The organism is Arthrobacter sp. 01T428 (assembly GCF_056398685.1).
Genome location: NZ_JBFTPW010000001.1, coordinates 224,544 through 245,245 on the forward strand (window position 1 = coordinate 224,544; position 20,702 = coordinate 245,245).

Annotated in this window: 16 protein-coding genes; 11 read left to right on the forward strand and 5 right to left on the reverse strand. The window is 63.1% G+C overall.

Features of this window, described 5'->3' with window-relative positions; translation table 11 throughout:
* The first annotated feature begins 20 nt into the window (after positions 1–20).
* Positions 21–530, forward strand: a complete 510-nt coding sequence (gene rpsI / locus AC1DJB_RS01100; protein WP_059387396.1) for a 30S ribosomal protein S9 — start codon at positions 21–23, stop codon at positions 528–530.
* 116 nt (positions 531–646) lie between these two features.
* On the opposite strand, the gene AC1DJB_RS01105 is transcribed toward rpsI, so the two are convergent.
* Positions 647–2,350, reverse strand: a complete 1,704-nt coding sequence (locus AC1DJB_RS01105) for an ArnT family glycosyltransferase (protein WP_441432560.1) — start codon at positions 2,348–2,350, stop codon at positions 647–649.
* 212 nt (positions 2,351–2,562) lie between these two features.
* On the reverse strand, positions 2,563–3,792 hold the full coding sequence (locus AC1DJB_RS01110) for a bifunctional glycosyltransferase family 2/GtrA family protein (protein ID WP_441432559.1): 1,230 nt from the start codon (positions 3,790–3,792) through the stop codon (positions 2,563–2,565).
* Between the two features lie 160 nt (positions 3,793–3,952).
* On the opposite strand from AC1DJB_RS01110, the gene glmM reads away from it, so the two are divergent.
* Positions 3,953–5,317, forward strand: coding sequence for a phosphoglucosamine mutase (glmM, locus tag AC1DJB_RS01115; protein ID WP_306958957.1), 1,365 nt, complete (start codon positions 3,953–3,955; stop codon positions 5,315–5,317).
* Positions 5,318–5,399: 82 nt separating this feature from the next.
* Here glmM and mscL read toward each other — a convergent pair whose 3' ends face one another.
* On the reverse strand, positions 5,400–5,789 hold the full coding sequence (mscL, locus tag AC1DJB_RS01120) for a large conductance mechanosensitive channel protein MscL (protein ID WP_059387399.1): 390 nt from the start codon (positions 5,787–5,789) through the stop codon (positions 5,400–5,402).
* Between the two features lie 88 nt (positions 5,790–5,877).
* Complete coding sequence (locus AC1DJB_RS01125) at positions 5,878–6,378, reverse strand: M15 family metallopeptidase (protein ID WP_441432558.1); 501 nt, start codon at positions 6,376–6,378, stop codon at positions 5,878–5,880.
* Between the two features lie 64 nt (positions 6,379–6,442).
* Between AC1DJB_RS01125 and AC1DJB_RS01130 the strand changes: the two genes are divergently transcribed.
* Positions 6,443–6,727 carry a hypothetical protein gene (locus AC1DJB_RS01130; protein ID WP_441432557.1) on the forward strand — a complete coding sequence of 95 codons (285 nt, stop codon included), beginning with the start codon at positions 6,443–6,445 and terminating at the stop codon, positions 6,725–6,727.
* Between the two features lie 10 nt (positions 6,728–6,737).
* On the opposite strand, the gene coaA is transcribed toward AC1DJB_RS01130, so the two are convergent.
* Positions 6,738–7,706 carry a type I pantothenate kinase gene (gene coaA, locus AC1DJB_RS01135; protein ID WP_059387404.1) on the reverse strand — a complete coding sequence of 323 codons (969 nt, stop codon included), beginning with the start codon at positions 7,704–7,706 and terminating at the stop codon, positions 6,738–6,740.
* A 176-nt stretch (positions 7,707–7,882) separates the two neighbouring features.
* On the opposite strand from coaA, the gene glmS reads away from it, so the two are divergent.
* From glmS to AC1DJB_RS01175, 8 genes are all read left to right on the forward strand, one after another.
* Positions 7,883–9,775: a glutamine--fructose-6-phosphate transaminase (isomerizing) gene (gene glmS, locus AC1DJB_RS01140; protein WP_306958955.1), complete on the forward strand. Its 1,893-nt coding sequence runs from the start codon at positions 7,883–7,885 to the stop codon at positions 9,773–9,775.
* Positions 9,776–9,779: 4 nt separating this feature from the next.
* Positions 9,780–10,127 (forward strand): holo-ACP synthase, encoded by a 348-nt coding sequence (locus AC1DJB_RS01145; RefSeq protein ID WP_059387406.1) that lies wholly within the window; start codon positions 9,780–9,782, stop codon positions 10,125–10,127.
* A 14-nt stretch (positions 10,128–10,141) separates the two neighbouring features.
* Positions 10,142–11,686: an NAD(P)H-hydrate epimerase gene (locus AC1DJB_RS01150; protein WP_476909837.1), complete on the forward strand. Its 1,545-nt coding sequence runs from the start codon at positions 10,142–10,144 to the stop codon at positions 11,684–11,686.
* A 74-nt stretch (positions 11,687–11,760) separates the two neighbouring features.
* Positions 11,761–14,121: a glycogen debranching protein GlgX gene (gene glgX / locus AC1DJB_RS01155; protein WP_306958953.1), complete on the forward strand. Its 2,361-nt coding sequence runs from the start codon at positions 11,761–11,763 to the stop codon at positions 14,119–14,121.
* Positions 14,118–16,451 (forward strand): malto-oligosyltrehalose synthase, encoded by a 2,334-nt coding sequence (treY, locus tag AC1DJB_RS01160; RefSeq protein ID WP_441432555.1) that lies wholly within the window; start codon positions 14,118–14,120, stop codon positions 16,449–16,451. Before glgX ends, treY begins: the two co-directional genes overlap by 4 nt.
* Positions 16,452–16,509: 58 nt before the next feature.
* A complete protein-coding gene (treZ, locus tag AC1DJB_RS01165; protein WP_441432554.1) occupies positions 16,510–18,267 on the forward strand; it encodes a malto-oligosyltrehalose trehalohydrolase in 1,758 nt (585 codons plus the stop codon).
* A gap of 76 nt (positions 18,268–18,343) precedes the next feature.
* Entirely contained in the window at positions 18,344–19,381 is a 1,038-nt protein-coding gene (gene mgrA, locus AC1DJB_RS01170; protein WP_059387407.1) for an L-glyceraldehyde 3-phosphate reductase, read from the forward strand.
* A 166-nt stretch (positions 19,382–19,547) separates the two neighbouring features.
* Entirely contained in the window at positions 19,548–20,633 is a 1,086-nt protein-coding gene (locus tag AC1DJB_RS01175) for an inositol-3-phosphate synthase (RefSeq protein WP_059387408.1), read from the forward strand.
* The last annotated feature ends 69 nt before the right edge of the window (positions 20,634–20,702 follow it).

A 20,702-nucleotide genomic window follows, 5' to 3' on the forward strand; every position in this document is an offset into this window, starting at 1 on the left:
ACTTTTAATCAAGGAGAATCGTGGCTCAGAACGAAGAACTGACCACCGAGGCCGTTGTGGCTGAGGAAAACCTGACCAGCTACACCTCGGAGAGCGGTCCTGCAGAAGCAGAAGCGCCGAAGAAGGAGCGCCCGGCACTTACCGTTGCCGGCGCCGCAGTTGGCCGTCGTAAAGAAGCTGTTGCACGTGTTCGCATCGTGCCCGGCACCGGCAAGTGGATCATCAACGGCCGCGAGCTGGCCAACTACTTCCCGAACAAGCTGCACCAGCAGGACGTCAACGAGCCCTTCAAGATCCTTGATCTTGACGGCGCCTACGACGTCTTCGCACGCATCCACGGTGGCGGCATTTCCGGCCAGGCCGGTGCACTGCGTCTCGGCATCGCCCGTTCGCTGAACGAGATCGACGCCGAGAACAACCGCGCCACCCTGAAGAAGGCCGGCTTCCTGCGTCGTGACGCCCGCGTCATCGAGCGTAAGAAGGCTGGTCTCAAGAAGGCACGCAAGGCACAGCAGTACTCCAAGCGCTAAAACCGCTTTCCCCTGGTGTTGTCGCTGGCGCGACATCACCAGGGGCAGTCAGAGGCCCGTTCCGCCATTTTGGTGGGGCGGGCCTCTGTCGTTGGTAAGCAACGTCAATCGAACAGTTAGGGCCGAAGGGCGTAGTACTGCGCTCCATCGATGGTCTCTGCCTTGTAATGGGTACTCACCCAATCGACTATCCGCGCGGCCTCGCCATGGCCTTCCAAGGTGGTTGGTGGCAGTTTCTGGATAACCATGGATCCGACGCGGCCAGCATGAACAAGGTCCTGGAATTGCTCAAGCGTCGGAAAGGGGTCGGTTCCATCAAAGCCCCCCACGGGCATCACCGCCCGCCCGCTTGTGAGCTGGTAATTTGCCGCGGATTCAGAACCAACCATCGCAGCGGGCCAAGTGACACTTTGGGGGTCTTGGCGCAGCCGATCGATGACGGCGGGCACCGGGATGTCCCCATAGGAAAGAATCAAGAGCGTCGGCGGGATGTTCGGCGGCAACTGCAGCCTGTCCGGGCTGTCTGTTCGGATGTGCAGGATGCTCGGACCAGCTATCACTCCAGCGCCGACGTGTGCGCTCAAGGTGGTATTGACCGACCAAAGCACGGGCCCCGCCAAAAGGGTCACTAGGGGCACCGCAACGGAGACCCATCGGATCCGAAGGCCCGACGCGGGGATAAGTACAACTGCGATGGATACTGATCCCAGGATGAGGAGCGCCTGCGGAAACCAAGGGAAATCGCTCGTTGAACGTGCCGCTGAGACATAAGCAATTATCATGCAAGCCAGCAAGGCTATTCCGAGGCCGAGGCGCGGTTTCCAGCGTCTCGTATGCCGCACGAGGTGAACGAACCCAAAGGCGGCCAAGCAACTCAAAGGTGGCACCGCCGCGAGTGAGTAGTAGGGATGGACAATCCCCGACATGAAAGCAAGGACAGTGGCCGAAGTAGCAAACCAGATCCCGCACAGAAGCAGCACGGCGCGCTTGGACGTTCTGTCGGTACGCTTCCACAAAAACCATGCCGTGATGCAGATTCCGGCCAGGGCCAGTGGCAGGAACCAGCCGAACTGACCGGTAAATTGCGGCTCCAGAAATCGCTGGAATCCGGCTTCGAGGTCGTCCGAATTTCCAGGAGTCATAGTTCGAACGGCGGCCTCACCGGTCAGACGATCGAGGCCGTTGTACCCCACAGTGAGTTCTACGACGCTGTTGTTCCTTGTGCCTCCAATAAATGGCCGCAAGGACGGGTTTACCAACTGAACAAGAACAAACCACCAGCCACCCACGAGCGCCGCCACGAAGAATGCCGCACCTAGATGCATAAACCGCCTGACGACCGCGGCACGGGAAAAGGCGAGGTAACTCACGGCGAGCGCCGGGAGAAGGAGCAGGACCTGGAGTTGTTTGGCTAGGAACCCGGCGCCAACACAGGCTCCCGCGACGAGCAGCCAGCGCAGCTTACCCGCGTCGATCGCTTCAAGGGTCCCGTAGGCGGCCCCGATCATGAGGAGCGCCAGCAGCGCATCAGGGTTGTTGTACCGAAACATGACGGTTGCCACTGGGGTAATCGCGAAGAAAAGCCCTGCAAGCAGGCCAGTTGCGGGGTCGGTTCGCTTCGTTACCATCCGATACAGCAAATAGACGCTGAGTACACCCATCAGGGCTTGCGGCAGGAGGATGCTCCATGAGTTAAGCCCGAAAATCCGCACGGAGAGGGACATGATCCACAATGACAGGGGAGGCTTGTCAACTGTTATCGCATTGCCCGGGTCCGAGGAGCCGTAGAAGAATGCCGTCCAATCTTCCGAACCGGCCATGGCGGCGGCCGAGTAGTAAGAGTTTGCCCAACCGTTTTGGTCGAGTCCCCACGCATAAAGGACTGACGTGAGAACGAGGAGGCCAAGAAGCGCCGGGCGCGCCCACGCCGGATTCGCGGGATTCCCGCGAAACCACTTTCGGATGACCTGCGAAGGGCCCCCGATGACGGTGCCCGGGACTGCTTGTCCGGGAAGTCGGCTGGTTTTGTTGCTCAAACTGCCAACTGCTTAATGGGAGCCACGCCACGCCGTTCCTCCGACCGACGAACCCGGAAGACCCAGATCCGGAGCAGGACGAATCGGACAAGGGTTGCAAATATGTTTGCGCAGGTCAGGACGAAAAGCTCGGTGCTGGGCGATGCGTCCGGATGGATGGCATGTAGTAGTAGCAGGGAAGAGGAAGTGATTCCCCAGGCGACCAGGAACACCACGAGGCCTTGAAACTGTTGGGTGAACTGCCGCTCGGGTCCATGGATCCTGAACGTGAAGCGGCGGTTGGCAGCCGTGTTCGCGATGGCCGTGAGCAACAGGGCCAGGAAGTTTCCCTGCTGGGGACCAAACGGGCCCTGGAACAGCAGATATAGCAAAGCAAAAGCAAGAGTGGAGAACGCGCCGACGATTCCGAAACGTATCACTTGGCCGAAGAAACTTGGACGCGTTGGCGCGGCGATAGGTCCTCGCCCCAGCTCCGCGTATATCGCTTGCAAAGGGATATTTCCCTTCATCATGGAACCCGCGACGCGCACGAGGCCCCTGATATCGTCGATGGCCGTTTGGCGGATATCCACCCTGCTGTCTGGATCGTCGATCCAGTCGACGGGAATCTCGTGGATTCGAAGCCCTGCCCGCTCTGCCAAGATCAGCAGTTCGGTGTCGAAGAACCAGCAGTTGTCCTTCACATAAGGAAGCAGCCGATGCGCGACTTCTGCCCTGACGGCCTTAAAGCCGCACTGGGCGTCGGAAAACTGGACCTGCATGGTCCGTTTAAGAATCAGGTTGTAGCTCCGGGAGATGAATTCCCGTTTGGGACCTCGGACTACTCTCGAAGTCCGGCCGAGGCGGGTGCCGATGCTGACATCCGAGTGTCCGGAAAGCAGGGGAGCGATAAGCGGCGGCAACGCCGCCAAATCGGTCGAGAGGTCCACATCGACATATGCCAGAACTTTCGCTTCAGACGAGGTCCAGGCGTCGCGGAGCGCGAAACCCCGCCCCTTTGTCTCAAGGCGCCGATAACTGACATTGGGAACCTCATCAGCGAGCTTCCGCGCAATTAAACCGGTCGCGTCCGTGCTCGCGTTATCGGCAATCGTGATTTTCCAGCTGTACAACAATTCCCGGGAAAGATAGTCGGCAAGCCGGTAAATGCTTCGTTCGAGTATGGCGGACTCGTTGAATACGGGGACAATTATTTCGAGCGCCAAGCCCCCAGAGCTAGGTGTCATGCGGTAATCGTAGATACTTGTTAAGGGGCATTACTAGAGTGGAGCAAAAAGCGCAAGTCAAGTAGTTCCACTCTATCGATCGCGCGGTTGAAGGAGTATGCACGGCCCTTCCGGCACTCCTTCGCTCGGCCCCTGCAACCGTCGTCTAGACTGGGACGCGATGGCTAGATTATTTGGAACAGATGGCGTGCGTGGTCTCGCCAATGGATTGCTCACCGCGGAGCTTGCTCTTCAGTTGGCCCAAGCTGCAGCAGTGGTCCTTGGCCACGAGCGTGCGGCCAACGGAACGCGGCCCCGCGCCGTGGTCGCCCGGGATCCGCGCGCCAGCGGGGAGTTTATCGCCGCAGCGGTGGAAGCCGGACTTTCGAGTTCCGGCATCGACGTGTACGACGCCGGTGTGCTGCCCACGCCCGCAGCGGCCTACCTCATCGCCGATCTCGATGCCGATTTCGGCGTCATGATCTCGGCCTCGCACAACCCCGCGCCGGACAACGGCATCAAGTTCTTTGCCCGCGGCGGCCAGAAGCTCCCGGACGAGGTTGAGGACGCGATCGAGGCCCAGCTCGGCAAGGAACCCTCACGCCCCGTGGGCGGCGACGTCGGCCGGATCCAGCGCTTCTCGGACGCCGAGGACCGCTACATCGTCCACCTGCTCGGCACCCTGCCGCACCGTCTTGAGGGCCTCAAGGTTGTCCTGGACTGCGCCCACGGTGCAGCCAGCGGCTGTTCCCCGCAGGTCTTCTCCAGTGCCGGCGCCGAAGTTGTAGTGATCGGCGCTGAACCCGACGGCCTGAACATCAACGACGGCGTCGGTTCCACCCACCTGGGCCAGCTCAAGGAAGCAGTCGTCAAGCACGGCGCGGACTTCGGCATTGCCCACGACGGCGACGCCGACCGCTGCCTGGCCGTGGACCATGAAGGCAACGAGGTTGACGGTGACCAGATCATGGCGATCCTGGCCCTCGCGCTGAAGAAGTCCGGAAAACTGAAGGACGACGTCCTGGTAGCCACCGTGATGAGCAACCTCGGACTCAAGATCGCCTTGCGTGAAGCTGGAATCACCATCCGCGAGACCGCGGTGGGGGACCGGTACGTCCTGGAGGCAATGCGCGACGGCGGCTTCAGCCTTGGCGGAGAGCAGTCGGGCCACGTGATCTTCTCCGATTACGCCACCACCGGCGACGGCGTCCTGACCGGACTTCAGATCGCCGCCCAAGTGGCCGGCACCGGACGGACCCTCCAAGACCTTGCCCGCGCCATGACCAAGCTGCCGCAGCTCATGATCAACGTGAAGGGCGTGGACAAATCACGCGCCGCCACGGACGAAGGCGTCGCTGCCGCAGTCGCCGCCGCTGAGCTCGAACTTGGTGACACCGGCCGCGTGCTCCTCCGGCCGTCAGGCACCGAAGCACTGGTGCGCGTGATGGTGGAAGCCGCGGACATGGAAACGGCCACCCGCATATGCACCGAACTCGCCGGCGTCGTCGAAGACCGCCTCGCCATTCCACGCGAACTGGCAGTTTAGCCCCGAAGCCAGCAAGCAACTGTGGCCCGTCTCCATGAGGAGGCGGGCCACAGTTAGTTCAAGTGCTTACCTTTGGCGGTGCTTACCTTTGAGCCAGGCTGTCGCGGATCTCCGTGAGGAGCGTGACCGCGGGGTCCGCCGCCGGCTCGTCTTCCGTGATGCCCAACTTGGCGTTGCGGCGCTCGATGAGGTGGTTCATCGGAGCCACCACGACGAAATAGATTGCGGCTGCTACCAGGACGAAGTTGACGATCGCGGTCAGCAAAACGCCGAACTGAAGGTCATTTCCGTTGATGGTCACCTTCGCGAAACTGTCAAAGTTGGGGGATCCAACCAAGGCAGCGATCAGCGGCATGAGGACGTTCTTGACGAGTGCATCAACAACTGCACCGAAGGCGGCACCCATGACGACGGCTACGGCAAGGTCTACGACGTTGCCCTTCAGAATGAAATTCTTAAATCCACTCAACATGGCACCAAGCTAGTGCATGCTTGTAAATTCAAAGTGAGCAGCCGTTCAATTTCCGGGAGTGTCGGAAACTTTCCTGGTTAATCAACCGTTAGGGGTAGCCCGGCGCCGCTTCGAGTCCAAAGTACTCCTCGAGAGTGCCGATGCCTCGCTTGGCCATATCCGTCGCAGCCTCAACCCCGACGAATCGCAAATGCCAGGGCTCGTAGTAGTAGCCCGTGATCTCATTGAGCATCCACGGGTACCTGACAACAAATCCGTGCTTGTACGCATTCGCTTTGGCCCAGACGGCCGCCGGCTGATCAGCGAAGCAGGGTTCGAAGCTGCACGCCCCGCCGCCGTCGCCGATGTCGAAGGCCCAACCGGTCTGGTGTTCCGAGAAGCCGGGACGGGCGGAAGCCGTGTCCGCCGAGGCCTGGCCGCGCGTGCTCACGTAGCCGTTGTATGTGGCGGTTTGGGTCTGGAAGGAGCGGTAACCGGACGCCAAGGTCATGGTGGCGCCTTCCGAGGCGGCTGCTGCGAAGAGCTTTTCGGCCGCTGCGGCGGTGGTGCTGTTGAGGAGGGACGCCTCTCCGCTGACTGCGAGTTGCACGCGGGGCTGTATCAGGTCGGGAGGGACGAACTGCAAGGGGGTCAGCGGCCGGTGCTTGTTGACGATGACCCACTGGCTCGCCGGGTCGCTCAAGGAAAACTGCTGGGACAGGACCCCCGACGGCGGAGCCTTCGACGGCGGTGCGCTCGACGGCGGCTCGCTCGCCGCTGCGGTGGGAACCGCCGTCGTGGTCGCAACGGTCGGCGTCGCGGTTTGGAGACCCGAGGGGGACGGTGCCGACGTGGGCGAGGCGACCCGGGTATCCGGGCTGCAGGCCGCCAAGGCCGCCATTCCCGCCCCTGCGGCAAGAAGCGTCGCGAAGGACCTTCGGCTGGGGCCGCAGTTGTAGCACATCCGTGCTAGACCTTTCGGAGTAGCATGCGGCGGATGGAATGGTCGGCATCCTTGGTGAGGACAAGTTGCGCCCGGCCGCGGGTGGGGAGCACGTTTTCCTCAAGGTTGGGCTCGTTGATCCGCTTCCAAATGCCGCGTGCAGTGGCTTCGGCCTCGGCATCGGAGAGCGTCGCGTAACGGTGGAAGTAGGATTCCGGCTGGGCGAACGCGGTGCTTCGAAGCTTGCGGAAACGGTCCACGTACCAGTCTTCGATGTAGGAGGTCTTGGCGTCAACGTAAATGGAGAAATCAAAGAAGTCGCTCAGGGCCAAGCCTTGCCGGCCGTCCTGCCGGGGACGCGCAGGGGCCAACACGTTGAGGCCCTCGACGATCAGGACGTCGGGCCGCCGGACCACTACTTCCTTGTCCGGGACGATGTCGTAGGTGACGTGCGAATACCAAGGAGCCCGGACTTCTTCGGCGCCCCCCTTGATCGCACTCACGAATCGAAGCAAAGCCCGGCGGTCGTAGGACTCCGGAAAGCCCTTGCGTTCAAGCAAGTGCCGGCGCTTCAACTCGGCGAGGGGATACAGGAACCCGTCGGTGGTGATGAGTTCGACGTTCGGGGTGCCGGGCCAGCGGCGGAGCATCTCGCGCAGCACGCGGGCGATAGTGGACTTGCCGACTGCCACCGAACCCGCGACGCCGATCACGAAGGGCGTGCGCTGGGTCTGCTCTCCAAGAAAGGTGGTTGTGGCTGCATGAAGCTGTTGTGACGCCTGGACATAGAGGTGCAACAAGCGGGAGAGCGGGAGGTAGACCTCGCGGATTTCCTTCATGTCCAGGGGATCGCCAAGGCCGCGAAGCCGGATGATGTCCTCTTCGTTAAGCGGCTGCTCCATCTGCGCACCGAGCCGGGACCACGTCTGCCTGTCCAGTTCCACGAACGGAGAGGAGCTGTCGCCGTTCGCTTCGTTGCGTTGCAAAGTCACCATAGAGATTCTGCCCCTCCGTTGGCTGATCCGGAAATACAGCATGAACGGCGGGCAGATTTTGTGTGAGCATGCTCTCCCGGAAAAGGTGCATGAACCTGCATATTCCGCGGACTGGGCTGATTGCGGGCGCGGATATCCTACGTCCATTTCGCGGGGCAACCGCTACTCTTGTAGGCATGTGTGGAATCGTAGGTTACGTTGGCAATTCATCCCGCCGGGCAGATGCCGGGCACTCGGCCCTCGACGTCGTACTTGAAGGACTCCGGAGGCTTGAATACCGGGGCTATGATTCAGCCGGAGTAGCAGTGGTGGCTGATGGAACCATCACAGCCCGGAAGAAGTCCGGGAAACTGAGCAATCTACTGAACGAGCTCGAGGGAAATCCGCTCCCGGACTCGCTGACCGGCATCGGCCACACCCGTTGGGCCACCCACGGCGGACCCACCGACCAGAACGCCCACCCGCATCTGGCCGATGGCGGGCGCCTGGCGATGATCCACAACGGAATTATCGAAAACTTCGCCGAGCTCAAGCAGGAGCTCATCGCCAAGGGTGTCACTTTCGAATCGGAGACGGACACCGAGGTGGCGGCAGCACTGCTGGGCGATATTTTCCGCAACCAACTCAATGGCGACTCCTCCAACGGCAGGCTCACCAAGGCGATGCAGCTCGCGTGCCAGCGGCTCGAAGGCGCGTTCACGCTCCTCGCCGTGCACGCGGAACGGCCCGACGTCGTCGTCGCCGCGCGTCGCAATTCCCCCCTTGTCGTAGGACTGGGGGAAGGCGAGAACTTCCTTGGCTCCGACGTTTCCGGTTTCATCGACCACACGCGCCGCGCCGTCGAGCTTGGCCAGGACCAGATCGTCACGATCACCGCCGACACCGTGGAGATCACGGACTTCTTCGGCGCCCCCGCCCAGGGCAAGGAATACCACGTTGACTGGGACCCGGCTTCTGCGGAAAAGGGCGGCTTCAGCTCCTTCATGGAGAAGGAAATCCACGACCAGCCCGACGCGGTCACCCAAACCCTCCTCGGCCGCTCGGACATCAACGGCCAGCTGACTTTGAGCGAGCTCCGGATCGACCCCGAGTTGCTCAAGCAGGTCAACAAGATCATCGTCCTGGCCTGTGGCACGGCCGCATACGCCGGGATGGTCGCCAAGTACGCCATCGAGAACTGGTGCCGCATCCCCACCGAGGTGGAGCTTGCGCACGAATTCCGCTACCGCGACCCGATCGTTGACGCCAACACGCTGGTGGTGTCCATCAGCCAGTCCGGCGAGACCATGGACACCCTGATGGCGGTCCGTTACGCCCGCGAACAGGGCGCCAAGACGATCTCCATCTGCAACACCAACGGATCCACCATCCCGCGTGAATCAGACGCCGTTCTCTACACCCACGCCGGTCCGGAGATCGCCGTCGCTTCCACCAAGGCGTTCCTGGCCCAGATCACCGCCGCCTACCTCCTGGGCCTCTACCTCGCCCAGTTGCGCGGAAACATCTTCTCCGGCCAGATCAAGGACGTCCTGGCGGACCTTGGCAAGATTCCCGCCCACATCCAGAAGATCCTCGACAACGCGGGTCCCCTCCGCGAGCTCGCCCGCAGCATGAAGGACGAGAAGTCGGTCCTCTTCCTGGGCCGCCATGTGGGCTTCCCGGTAGCACTCGAGGGCGCGCTGAAGCTCAAGGAAATCGCGTATATCCACGCTGAAGGGTTCGCTGCCGGTGAGCTCAAGCACGGTCCGATCGCCCTGATCGACGAAGGGCAGCCCGTCTTTGTGGTGGTTCCCTCGCCGCGGGGCCGCGATTCCCTCCACGCGAAGGTTGTTAGCAACATCCAGGAAATCCGCGCCCGCGGTGCGCGCACGCTGGTGATCGCCGAGGAAGGCGACGAAGCCGTGCGGGCTTACGCCGAGCACGTTTTCTACGTCCCCCAGACGCCTACCCTGCTGATGCCGCTTCTCACCACTGTTCCGCTGCAGATTTTTGCCGCAGAGCTCGCCAAGGCCAAGGGGTACGACGTGGACCAGCCGCGCAACCTCGCCAAGAGCGTGACCGTAGAATAACGGCATGATTGTTGGCATAGGCGTAGACGTCGTAGACATAGAGCGCTTCGGGCGCCAACTCGAGCGGACCCCGGGCCTCCGTGACCGTTTGTTTGTTCCCGCGGAACGCGAGCTCAACACGCGGTCCTTGGCCGCGCGCTTCGCGGCCAAGGAAGCCGTGGCCAAGGTCTTGGGAGCTCCCGCGGGCATGAACTGGCAGGACTGCTGGATCGGCCTGGACCAGAACGGTCCCACCATCAAGGTGAAGGGCACCGTCCTGGCAGTCGCCGATTCCATAGGCGTGAAGCGCTGGCACGTGTCCATGAGCCACGATGGCGGAATCGCCACTGCCATGGTCATCGCCGAAGCGTAGCAGCGCAAGCAACCATGATCAGCGCCTTCACCGGAACACAGATCAGGGCAGCGGAACAACCGCTTCTTGATGCCGGCGAAGGCGCTGTTCTCATGCAGCGCGCAGCCTACGGTCTGGCAAACGCCGTCGTCCGGGAACTACGTTCGGAAGGCCGTCGCCTGTACGGCTCGAGCGTCACGGTGCTGGCCGGCAAAGGGAACAACGGCGGGGACGGCCTCTTCGCCGCGGCAACGCTCGCGAGGCGCGGCATGCGCACGACGGCGGTACTCACCGCCGGTTCGGCCCATCCGGACGCCCTCGCGGCCTTCCGCGCCGCCGGTGGACGCGTTCACGTTTTGGATGAGGACAACGCCGAAGAACTAGCCGTGCTGATTGCCGGCGACGACGTAGTCATCGACGCGATCCTGGGCACTGGTGCCCGCGGCGGCCTCCGCGGTTCGGCCGCGGAATTGGTTGCCGCCTTGGAAGAACTCAGGCCCGGCCTGGTGGTGGCCTGCGATACTCCCAGCGGCGTGGACGCCGACACAGGCGAGGTCCACTGGCCTGTATTGACGGCGCGGCTGACAGTGGCATTAGGGGGAATCAAAGCCGGGCTGATGGCCGATCCCGGTGAGGGCTGTGCCGGCCGCGTGATCCTGGTACCCATAGGCATCGAGGAAAATCTTCCGGCACCTGCCCTGAGCCGTTTCTCCGCCCCTGACCTGGCCGCCGTGCTTCCGGACCCGGGGCGCCGGGCCCAGAAGTACACCAGGGGAGTCCTGGGCGTCGTGGCAGGTTCCGGGCGCTACACCGGGGCTGCGGCGCTCTGTGTCCAGGCCGCGTCGGCGGCCGGGACGGGCATGGTGCGGTACCTCGGCCCGGAAGTGGTCGCGCGACAGGTCCTGGCGCGGACCCCCGAAGCCATCTGGGAGCCCGCCGAGCCCGGGCGGGTCCAGGCGTGGCTGCTCGGTCCTGGCCTGGACGGTGTCGAACAACTCCAGCGGGCCCGTGACGTACTGGCGTCGGCGTCCGGTGCCGGCCAACCCGCCGTCGTCGACGCCGGAGCCCTCGAGCTCCTGCCGGAACGCTGCCCACCGAACTGGATTCTCACCCCGCACGCCGGTGAGCTCGCGGCCCTTCTTGGCCGAGGTGAAGTGCGTGTCACGCGTGAAGACGTGGAATCGCGGACCGTGCACTTCGCCCGGCTAGCGGCCGAACACACGGGCGCCGTCGTGCTGCTCAAAGGTGCCACAACATTGGTTGCTTCGCCTTCCGGGAGGGTCTTCAGCCAGTCGGACGGAAATCCGTGGATGTCAACGGCAGGCAGCGGGGACGTCCTTGGCGGGATCGTCGGCGCGTTGGCTGCAGCGTACGCGGAATCCGGGCTCGACGACGACGGACCCTTCGCCGCACTGGGAATCGCCCCTGACGAGCGCTGGGCTGCGGTAGCCGCCGTCGGCGCGAGCATCCACGGAATGGCTGGTAGCGCGGCCTCCAGGGGCGGCCCGTTGACCGCTTCCGGCATCGCCCGGGCGGTCCCCGACGTCTTCCGATTTCTCGGGGAACATCGCGCCGGATGATCCCGGATGTTCCGTGAAAGTCGCATAGTCTCGCTAGGCTGGCAGAAAGTTATCCGGCACATGAAGGAGAACACATGGACGTTTGGCCAGGATCCGCATACCCGTTGGGGGCCACCTTCGATGGCACGGGAACCAACTTCGCGCTGTTCAGCGAGAAGGCGGAAAAGGTGGAGTTGTGTCTCTTCGACGACGATGGGGAAGAGATTTCCTACACCGTCAGCGAGGTGGACGGCTATGTATGGCATTGCTACCTTCCGCACGTCCAGCCCGGACAGAAGTATGGCTACCGCGTGCACGGTCCGTACGACCCTGCTAGCGGCCAGCGCTTCAATCCCAACAAGCTCCTCCTGGACCCGTACGCCAAGGCCATCCACCGGCAGATCGACTGGGACCCGGCGCTTTTCTCGTACAACATGGGGGATCCGGACTCCCGCAATGACAAGGATTCCGCGCCCCACATGATGATGGGCGTAGTCATCAACCCGTTCTTCGACTGGGACGGGGACCACCTCCCGCGAATCCCGTACCACCGGTCCGTGATTTACGAGGCGCACGTCAAGGGCCTGACCCAGCTCCACCCCGAGGTTCCTGAGGAGCAGCGCGGCACGTACGCCGGCGTGGCCCATCCGGCGGTGATTTCCCACTTGCAAAAGCTCGGGGTGACGGCGATCGAGCTCATGCCGGTGCACCAGTTCACGAACGATGGCATCCTGCAGGACAAAGGACTGAACAACTACTGGGGTTACAACACGATCGGGTTCTTTGCCCCGCACAACAGCTACAGTTCCAAGGGCGATACCGGCCAGCAGGTCCAGGACTTCAAGGCCATGGTCCGTTCCCTCCACCGGGCCGGCATCGAGGTCATTCTCGACGTCGTGTACAACCACACAGCCGAAGGCAACCACCTCGGCCCGACGCTGTCTTTCAAGGGCATCGACAACTCCGCGTACTACCGTCTGATGGAGGGCGACGAGAAGCACTACATGGACTACACGGGCACCGGCAATTCGCTGAACGTGCGCAGTCCGCATTCGCTGCAGCTGCTCATGGATTCGCTGCGCTATTGGGTCACCGAAATGCACGTGGACGGTTTCCGCTTCGACCTCGCATCCACGCTGGCCCGCGAGTTCTACGATGTGGACAAGCTGTCCACCTTCTTCGAACTCATCCAGCAGGATCCCGTGGTTTCGCAGGTCAAGCTGATCGCCGAGCCGTGGGACGTCGGTCCCGGCGGTTACCAGGTGGGCAATTTCCCGCCGCAGTGGACGGAATGGAACGGCAAGTACCGGGACACGGTCCGCGACTTCTGGCGCGGCGAGCCCTCCACTTTGGGCGAGTTCGCCTCGCGGTTGACCGGATCGGCGGACCTTTACGAGCACTCCGGCCGGCGCCCGGTGGCGTCCATCAACTTCGTCACGGCCCACGACGGATTCACTCTGGCTGACTTGGTGTCCTACAACGAGAAGCACAACGAGGCGAACGGCGAAGGGAACAACGACGGAGAATCCCACAACCGTTCCTGGAACTGCGGCGTCGAAGGACCCACGGAGGACCCGAAGGTCCTTGGCCTTCGTGCCCGCCAGCAGCGGAACTTCATCGCCTCCATGCTCTTGTCCCAGGGTGTCCCGATGCTGCTGCACGGTGACGAGCTTGGCCGGACGCAGCGGGGCAACAACAACGGCTACTGCCAGGATTCCGAACTGACGTGGATCAACTGGGACAGCGTGGACCAGCCGCTAGTGGAGTTCACGGCAGCGGTCAGTGCCTTGCGCGCCAAGCACCCCACCTTCAGGCGCAGCCGCTTCTTCGACGGACGCCCGGTACTGCGAGGAGAAGGCGAACGGCTTCCGGACATCGTATGGCTTGACGTCGACGGAACCACCATGACGCCGTCGGACTGGGACAGCGGCTTCGGCCGCTCCGTGGGCGTGTTCCTCAACGGTGACGGGATCCGCGGCCGGGACAACCAAGGCCGGCGCATCACGGACGTCAACTTCCTGCTGTACTTCAACGCCCACGACGACGAAGTCGGTTTCAAGGTGCCCTCGGACGAATACGCACCCGCGTGGGACATCATCATCGACACCGCCGGCGGCGGAGCCGACACCGAACCCGTGCAGGCAGAAGCAGTCCTGGGTGTTGGGGCCAAATCACTCGTGGTGCTGAGGGCACACAGCGTCCCGGACACGGACCCGGACCATTCCGTGGCCGCGTCCCTCGCCGCGCTGTCGCAGACGGCCACCACCGAAACGGCTTCCTTGACTTCGCCGGCTACACCGTCGCCGTCCACCCGGAAGCTCCAGGTTGTACCGGAAGCAACCCCTGAACCGAAAAAGCACCATGCTTCGGAGCCGAAGGCTGACCCCGAAAACAAGCCCGGCGCTGCACCGAAGAAGCCCAGGAAGCCACGCGCCCACAAGAACGGGGGATCATGAGGACACCCGTCTCCACGTACAGGCTCCAGATCAGGCCGTCGTTCACGCTCCAGGACGCTGCTGCCCTCACGGGTTATCTGCGCGAGCTCGGGGTGGATTGGGTTTACCTGTCGCCCATCCTGACGGCGGAGGAGGGCTCGGATCACGGTTACGACGTCACCGACCCCTCCACCGTTGATGCTTCGCGCGGCGGCGTCGAAGGGCTCGCGGCGCTCTCCAAGGCGGCTCGGGAAGCCGGCCTCGGGGTGTTGGTAGACATTGTCCCCAATCACATGGGAGTTGCGTCGCCCCCGCAAAATGCCTGGTGGTGGTCCCTGCTCAAAGAGGGCAGGGACTCCCGCTACGCGGAAGCGTTCGACGTCGACTGGGACTTCGGCGGCGGAAAGCTCCGTCTTCCGGTCCTAGGGAGCGATCACGACGTCGACAAGCTGGAAGTGGTCGACGGCGAATTGCGCTACTTCGATCACCGCTTCCCGCTGGCCGAAGGAAGCTACGCCGAAGGTGACAACGCCAGCGACGTCCATGCGCGCCAGCACTACGAGCTGGTCGGCTGGCGAAAGGCCGACGACGAACTGAATTACCGCCGCTTCTTCGCGGTAAACACTCTCGCCGGGATCCGCGTCGAAATCCCTTGGGTCTTCGATGAAGCCCACGCGGAGATCGCCCGATGGTTCCAGGGCGGGCTTGTTGACGGGCTGAGGATCGATCATCCGGACGGGCTCGCGGACCCGGCCGGGTACTTGGAGCGCCTGAAGGAAACCACGGCCGGCTCCTATCTGATCGTCGAGAAGATCCTGGAGCCAGGGGAGGAACTTCCGGAGAACTTCGACTGTGAGGGGACCACCGGGTACGACGCCCTCGCTGACGTCGACCGCCTTTTCGTGGATCCCGACGCCGAAGCGCACCTTGACGCCTTGGATGCCAGGCTCCGGGGCACCGGCTCGCCCGCCGATTACCAAGCCATGATCCTCGGGACCAAGCGGCGCATCACGGACGGCATCCTGCATTCGGAAATCCTGCGGCTCGCACGGCTCGTCCCGGACTCTCCGGAGCTGCCCAATTCAGGGGTAGCCAGCCCGGAGGTGGTTGACGCGCTGGCTGAAATCATCGCTTCGTTTCACGTCTACCGGAGCTACCTCCCGTATGGCAAAGACACCTTGGTGGAGGCCGTCGAACGGGCTGCCCGCACCAGGCCGGAGTTGGAACCCGTCATCAAGGCACTGCTTCCGCTGCTGCTCGAGGCCAGCCATGAACTGGGCCGCCGCTTCCAGCAGACCTCCGGCATGGTCATGGCCAAGGGCGTGGAAGACACCGCGTTTTTCCGCTACACACGCCTTGGCACGCTGACTGAGGTGGGAGCGGATCCGACGGAATTCGCCTTGTCCGCGCCCGGATTCCACGAACGGATGGTACGTCGCCAGGCGCTGCTGCCGCTGTCCATGACCACCCTCACCACGCACGACACCAAGCGCAGCGAAGACACCCGCGCCAGGATCTCCGCGATCTCCGAGGCAGTCCCCGAATGGGAAGCGTTCGTGGACCGCATGCAGGAACTGGCCCAGATTCCCGACGGACCACTCGCAGCCCTCGTATGGCAAGCCATCGCAGGTGCGTGGCCGGCCAGCCGTGAACGCCTCCAGGGTTACGTCCTCAAGGCTGCCCGCGAAGCCGGCAACTCCACCAGCTGGACCGAGCCGAACGAAGCGTTCGAAGCGACGCTCGCCTCCGCCGTCGACGCCGCCTTCGATATGCCCGAGCTGACGGCAGCCCTGGAAGAGTTCGTTGCCCTGGTGGACCCGTACGGGACGTCCAACTCACTGTCGGCGAAGATGGTCCAGCTGACCATGCCGGGCGTACCGGACGTCTACCAAGGGACCGAGTTCTGGGATCGTTCACTCACCGACCCGGACAACCGGCGCGCGGTCGACTTCGAACGGCGGAAGGCCGCCCTCGCAGCCCTCGACGCCGGTGTCCAGACTGAAGCGCGGGACGAGCTGGCCAAGTTGTTGGTGACATCCAGGGCACTGCGCTTGCGCCGGGACCGGCCGGAGCTTTTCGGCGGTTACAGCGCTGTCGATGCCCAGGGTCATGCGGCCGAACATCTGATCGCGTTCGACCGTGGCGCCCTTGCCACCGGGGGCGGTGCCATCACTTTGGCCACGAGGCTCCCGCGGAAGCTTGAGCGGAACGGAGGGTGGCAGGACACCTTCATTCGTCTTGGGAGCGCGGTCCGGGATGAACTGACAGGCAACAGCTACCCTCCGGGCGAGGTTCACGTCGCAAGGCTTCTGCAGAGATACCCGGTGGCCTTGCTCGTACCCATTGGCTAGTCGGAGCACCAACAACGGCGGGCAAACGAAGCCCGGACAAGACGATTGAGGGGGAGCGATGGCCGAGAAGTCCAGCGCCGGGAAACGGTTCGATGTATGGGCCCCGTTTGCGGAATCTGTCACTCTGCTCGCGAAGGAGCAGCGCCACGATATGCGGTTGCACGACGACGGCGCCGCGGGCTGGTGGACGGCGGACGTACCAAGAGAGCCCGGGACCGACTACGGCTATTTGGTGAACGGCGAGGGTCCCTTTCCCGACCCCAGATCGCAGCGCCAGCCGGACGGGGTGCACGCTCTTTCCCGCACCTTCGACGCCTCGTCGTATGCCTGGAACGATACGGATTGGGCGGGGCGCGGGCTCGGCGGCGCGGTCATCTATGAGCTCCACCTCGGAACCTTCACGCCGGAAGGCACCCTGGACGCGGCCGTGGGAAAGCTGGATTACCTCGTTGAACTTGGAATCGACTTTGTGGAGCTCCTGCCTGTCAATGCGTTCAACGGCGCCCACAACTGGGGCTACGACGGCGTGCTGTGGTTCGCCGTCCACGAGGCTTACGGCGGACCGGAGGCCTATCAGCGATTCGTGGATGCCGCGCATGCTGCCGGACTCGGTGTGATCCAGGATGTGGTCTACAACCATCTGGGACCCAGCGGGAACTACCTGCCGAAGTTCGGCCCCTACCTGAAGTCCGGCGAAGGCAACACATGGGGCGACTCAGTGAATCTGGACGGCCCCGGTTCCGACGAAGTCCGTCAATACATCCTGGACAATGCCGCTATGTGGTTGACGGACTTCCACGTGGACGGGCTACGCCTCGACGCCGTACACGCCCTCCGCGATGAGCGGGCCGTCCATATCCTGGAAGACCTCGCCAGCCTCGCGGACGGGATCGAAGCCGAAACTGGCGTCCCCAAGACCTTGATCGCGGAATCGGACCTGAACAACCCTCGCCTCATCTACCGCCGGGACACCAATGGCTACGGCCTGGAAGGTCAGTGGAGCGACGACTTCCACCACGCCGTGCACGTCAACCTCACAGGCGAGACTGCCGGCTACTACGCGGATTTCGATTCCTTGGGCGCACTGGCAAAGGTGCTTGAACACGGTTTCTTCCACGACGGGAGCTACTCAAGTTTCCGCGGCAGGCACCATGGCCGCCCCATCCGCCCGGGGCTGGTTCATCCTGCCGCGTTGGTGGTCTGCAACCAGAACCACGATCAAATCGGCAACCGCGCCGCCGGTGACCGCCTGAGTTCCAGCCTGTCGTACGGGAGGCTCGCGTTGGCCGCCGTGCTGACCATGACGTCGCCATTCACCCCGATGCTCTTCATGGGCGAAGAATTCGGCGCGACCACGCCCTGGCAGTTTTTCACGTCGCATCCCGAGGAATGGCTCGCAGAGGCCACGGCAAAGGGCCGGCTCAAGGAATTCGAACGGATGGGCTGGGACCCCGCGTTGGTGCCGAACCCCCAAGACCCCGAGACCTTCGAACGCTCCAAGCTCAAGTGGGAGGAAGCGCACGACGGCGATCACGCCCGATTGCTGGAACTCTACCGGGCGCTTGCGAACCTCAGGCGCTCGACGCCGGAGCTTGCGGGCGGTGGATTCACCGACACCCACGTCGACTTCAGCGAAGAGGACAAATGGCTCGTTCTCAGCAGGGGAGCCGTGAGGGTTGCTTGCAACTTCGGGAACCGGACCCTGACGAAGGCGATGGGCGGTGAAGTCTTGCTCGCCACGGACTCCGCGGCCGCCGTCGGGAACGGAGAGCTGACCCTCCCGGGGGAGAGCGCCGCCGTCGTGCGCCTTGAGTGACTGTGCCCTTAAGTGAGCGTGCCCACATGACGGACATCGCGCTTCGAGCCTCGAAGGCGGTGGCAGGATGGTAGGTATGACTTATTCGGCTGCGGAAAACCGCTATGAAACCATGCCCTACCGCCGCGTCGGACGCAGCGGCCTCAAACTTCCCGCGATCTCGCTGGGACTGTGGCACAACTTCGGCGACGACAAGCGTTTCGAAGAGCAGCGCGCCATCCTGCGCCGGGCCTTCGATCTGGGTGTCAACCACTTCGACCTTGCCAACAACTACGGTCCGCCGGACGGATCGGCTGAAACGAACTTCGGCCGCCACCTGAAGGACGACTTCAAGCCGTACCGCGACGAACTCGTCATTTCGACCAAAGCCGGTTACTACATGTGGCCCGGCCCCTACGGAGAATGGGGCTCCCGCAAGTACCTGCTCTCCAGCCTTGACCGGTCGCTGCAGCGCATGGGACTGGACTACGTGGACATCTTCTACAGCCACCGTCCCGATCCGGAAACCCCGCTGGAAGAAACCATGGGCGCCCTGGACCACGCTGTCCGCTCCGGCAAGGCGCTCTATGCCGGAATCTCCTCCTACACCCCGGAGCAGACCCTGGAGGCAGCCCGGATTCTCAAGGAAATGGGCACGCCGCTCCTCATCCACCAGCCCAGCTATTCCATGCTGAACCGCTGGACCGAGAACGGTTCGCCCAACCTTTACGAAACGCTTGACCAGGTTGGCGCGGGATCCATCGCCTTCTCCCCGCTGGCACAGGGGATGCTCACCAACCGGTACCTGAACGGAATCCCCGCGGACTCCCGCGCCGCCAAGGAACGGTTCTTGTCCGAATCGGCGCTGACCGAGGAAAAGCTGAGCCGGGTGCGTGGTTTGAACGCCATCGCGGAAGGACGCGGCCAGACCCTCGCCCAAATGGCGATCGCTTGGATCCTGCGCGATCAGCCGAAGGGTTCGCCGGTGACCTCTGCCCTGGTGGGCGCGTCAAGTGTGGCGCAGCTGGAGGACACCGTGTCTGCGATCAACAACCTCGACTTCACGTCGGAGGAACTGACAGCGATTGACGAGTTCGCCGTCGAGTCCGACATCAATCTGTGGGCGCAGAAGTAGATTCGAAAAACTTAATACACTTGCGGGGCCGGCTGGGAACAAAGCCGGCCCCGTTCAGGTTGGCTACAATGCTAAGAGCGCCGAATGGCGCTGTGCCTTTAAGACGCCGTCGTACATACAGGTACTGACGCGCTAGGCACCTGAGGTTAGTTCTCAAAGGAGTTCCGTGTCTTCACATCCGATTCGTGTCGCCATTGTCGGCGTAGGTAACTGCGCCGCTTCGCTGGTCCAAGGTGTCCACTACTATCGCGATGCCGACCCCCAGGCCACGATTCCGGGTCTGATGCATGTTGAGTTCGGCAAGTACCACGTCAACGACGTCCAGTTCGTCGCTGCCTTCGACGTCGACAGCAAGAAGGTCGGCCTCGACCTCGCGGACGCCATCGGCGCCAGCGAGAACAACACCATCAAGATCGCCGATGTCCCTTCCACTGGCGTGACCGTGCAGCGCGGCCACACCCTGGATGGCCTGGGCAAGTACTACCGCGAGACCATCGTCGAGGCTCCGGAAGAGGCAGTGGACATCGTCGCCGCACTGCGCGAAGCCAAGGCCGACGTCATGGTCTGCTACCTGCCGGTGGGTTCCGAGGATGCTGCGCACTTCTACGCCCAGTGCGCCATCGACGCCGGTGTTGCCTTCGTCAACGCCTTGCCGGTCTTCATCGCGGGCACCAAGGAATGGGCCGACAAGTTCACCGCCGCTGGTGTGCCGATCGTCGGCGATGACATCAAGAGCCAGATCGGTGCCACCATCACGCACCGCGTCATGGCCAAGCTCTTCGAAGACCGCGGCGTCACGCTGGACCGCACGTACCAGCTCAACGTCGGCGGCAACATGGACTTCAAGAACATGCTGGAGCGCGACCGCCTGGAATCCAAGAAGATCTCCAAGACCCAGGCCGTGACTTCCAACGTCGAAGCCGTCCTGCACGCCGACGACGTCCACATCGGTCCGTCCGACTACGTCGCCTGGCTCGATGACCGCAAGTGGGCGTTCGTCCGACTCGAAGGCCGCAACTTCGGCGACGCCCCGGTGTCGCTGGAATACAAGCTCGAGGTCTGGGACTCCCCGAACTCCGCCGGCGTGATCATTGACGCCATCCGCGCCGCCAAGATCGGCCTGGACCGCGGCATCGGCGGCCCGCTGCTCTCCGCTTCCAGCTACTTCATGAAGTCCCCGCCGGAGCAGTTCAACGATGACATCGCCCGCGAAAAGGTCGAGGCCTTCATCCGCGGCGACGTCGAGCGCTAAACGCTCGCTCACCTATATCGGGTTTTGGCGGGACGCTCGCTCACTTATGCCGGGTTTTTGACGGACGCT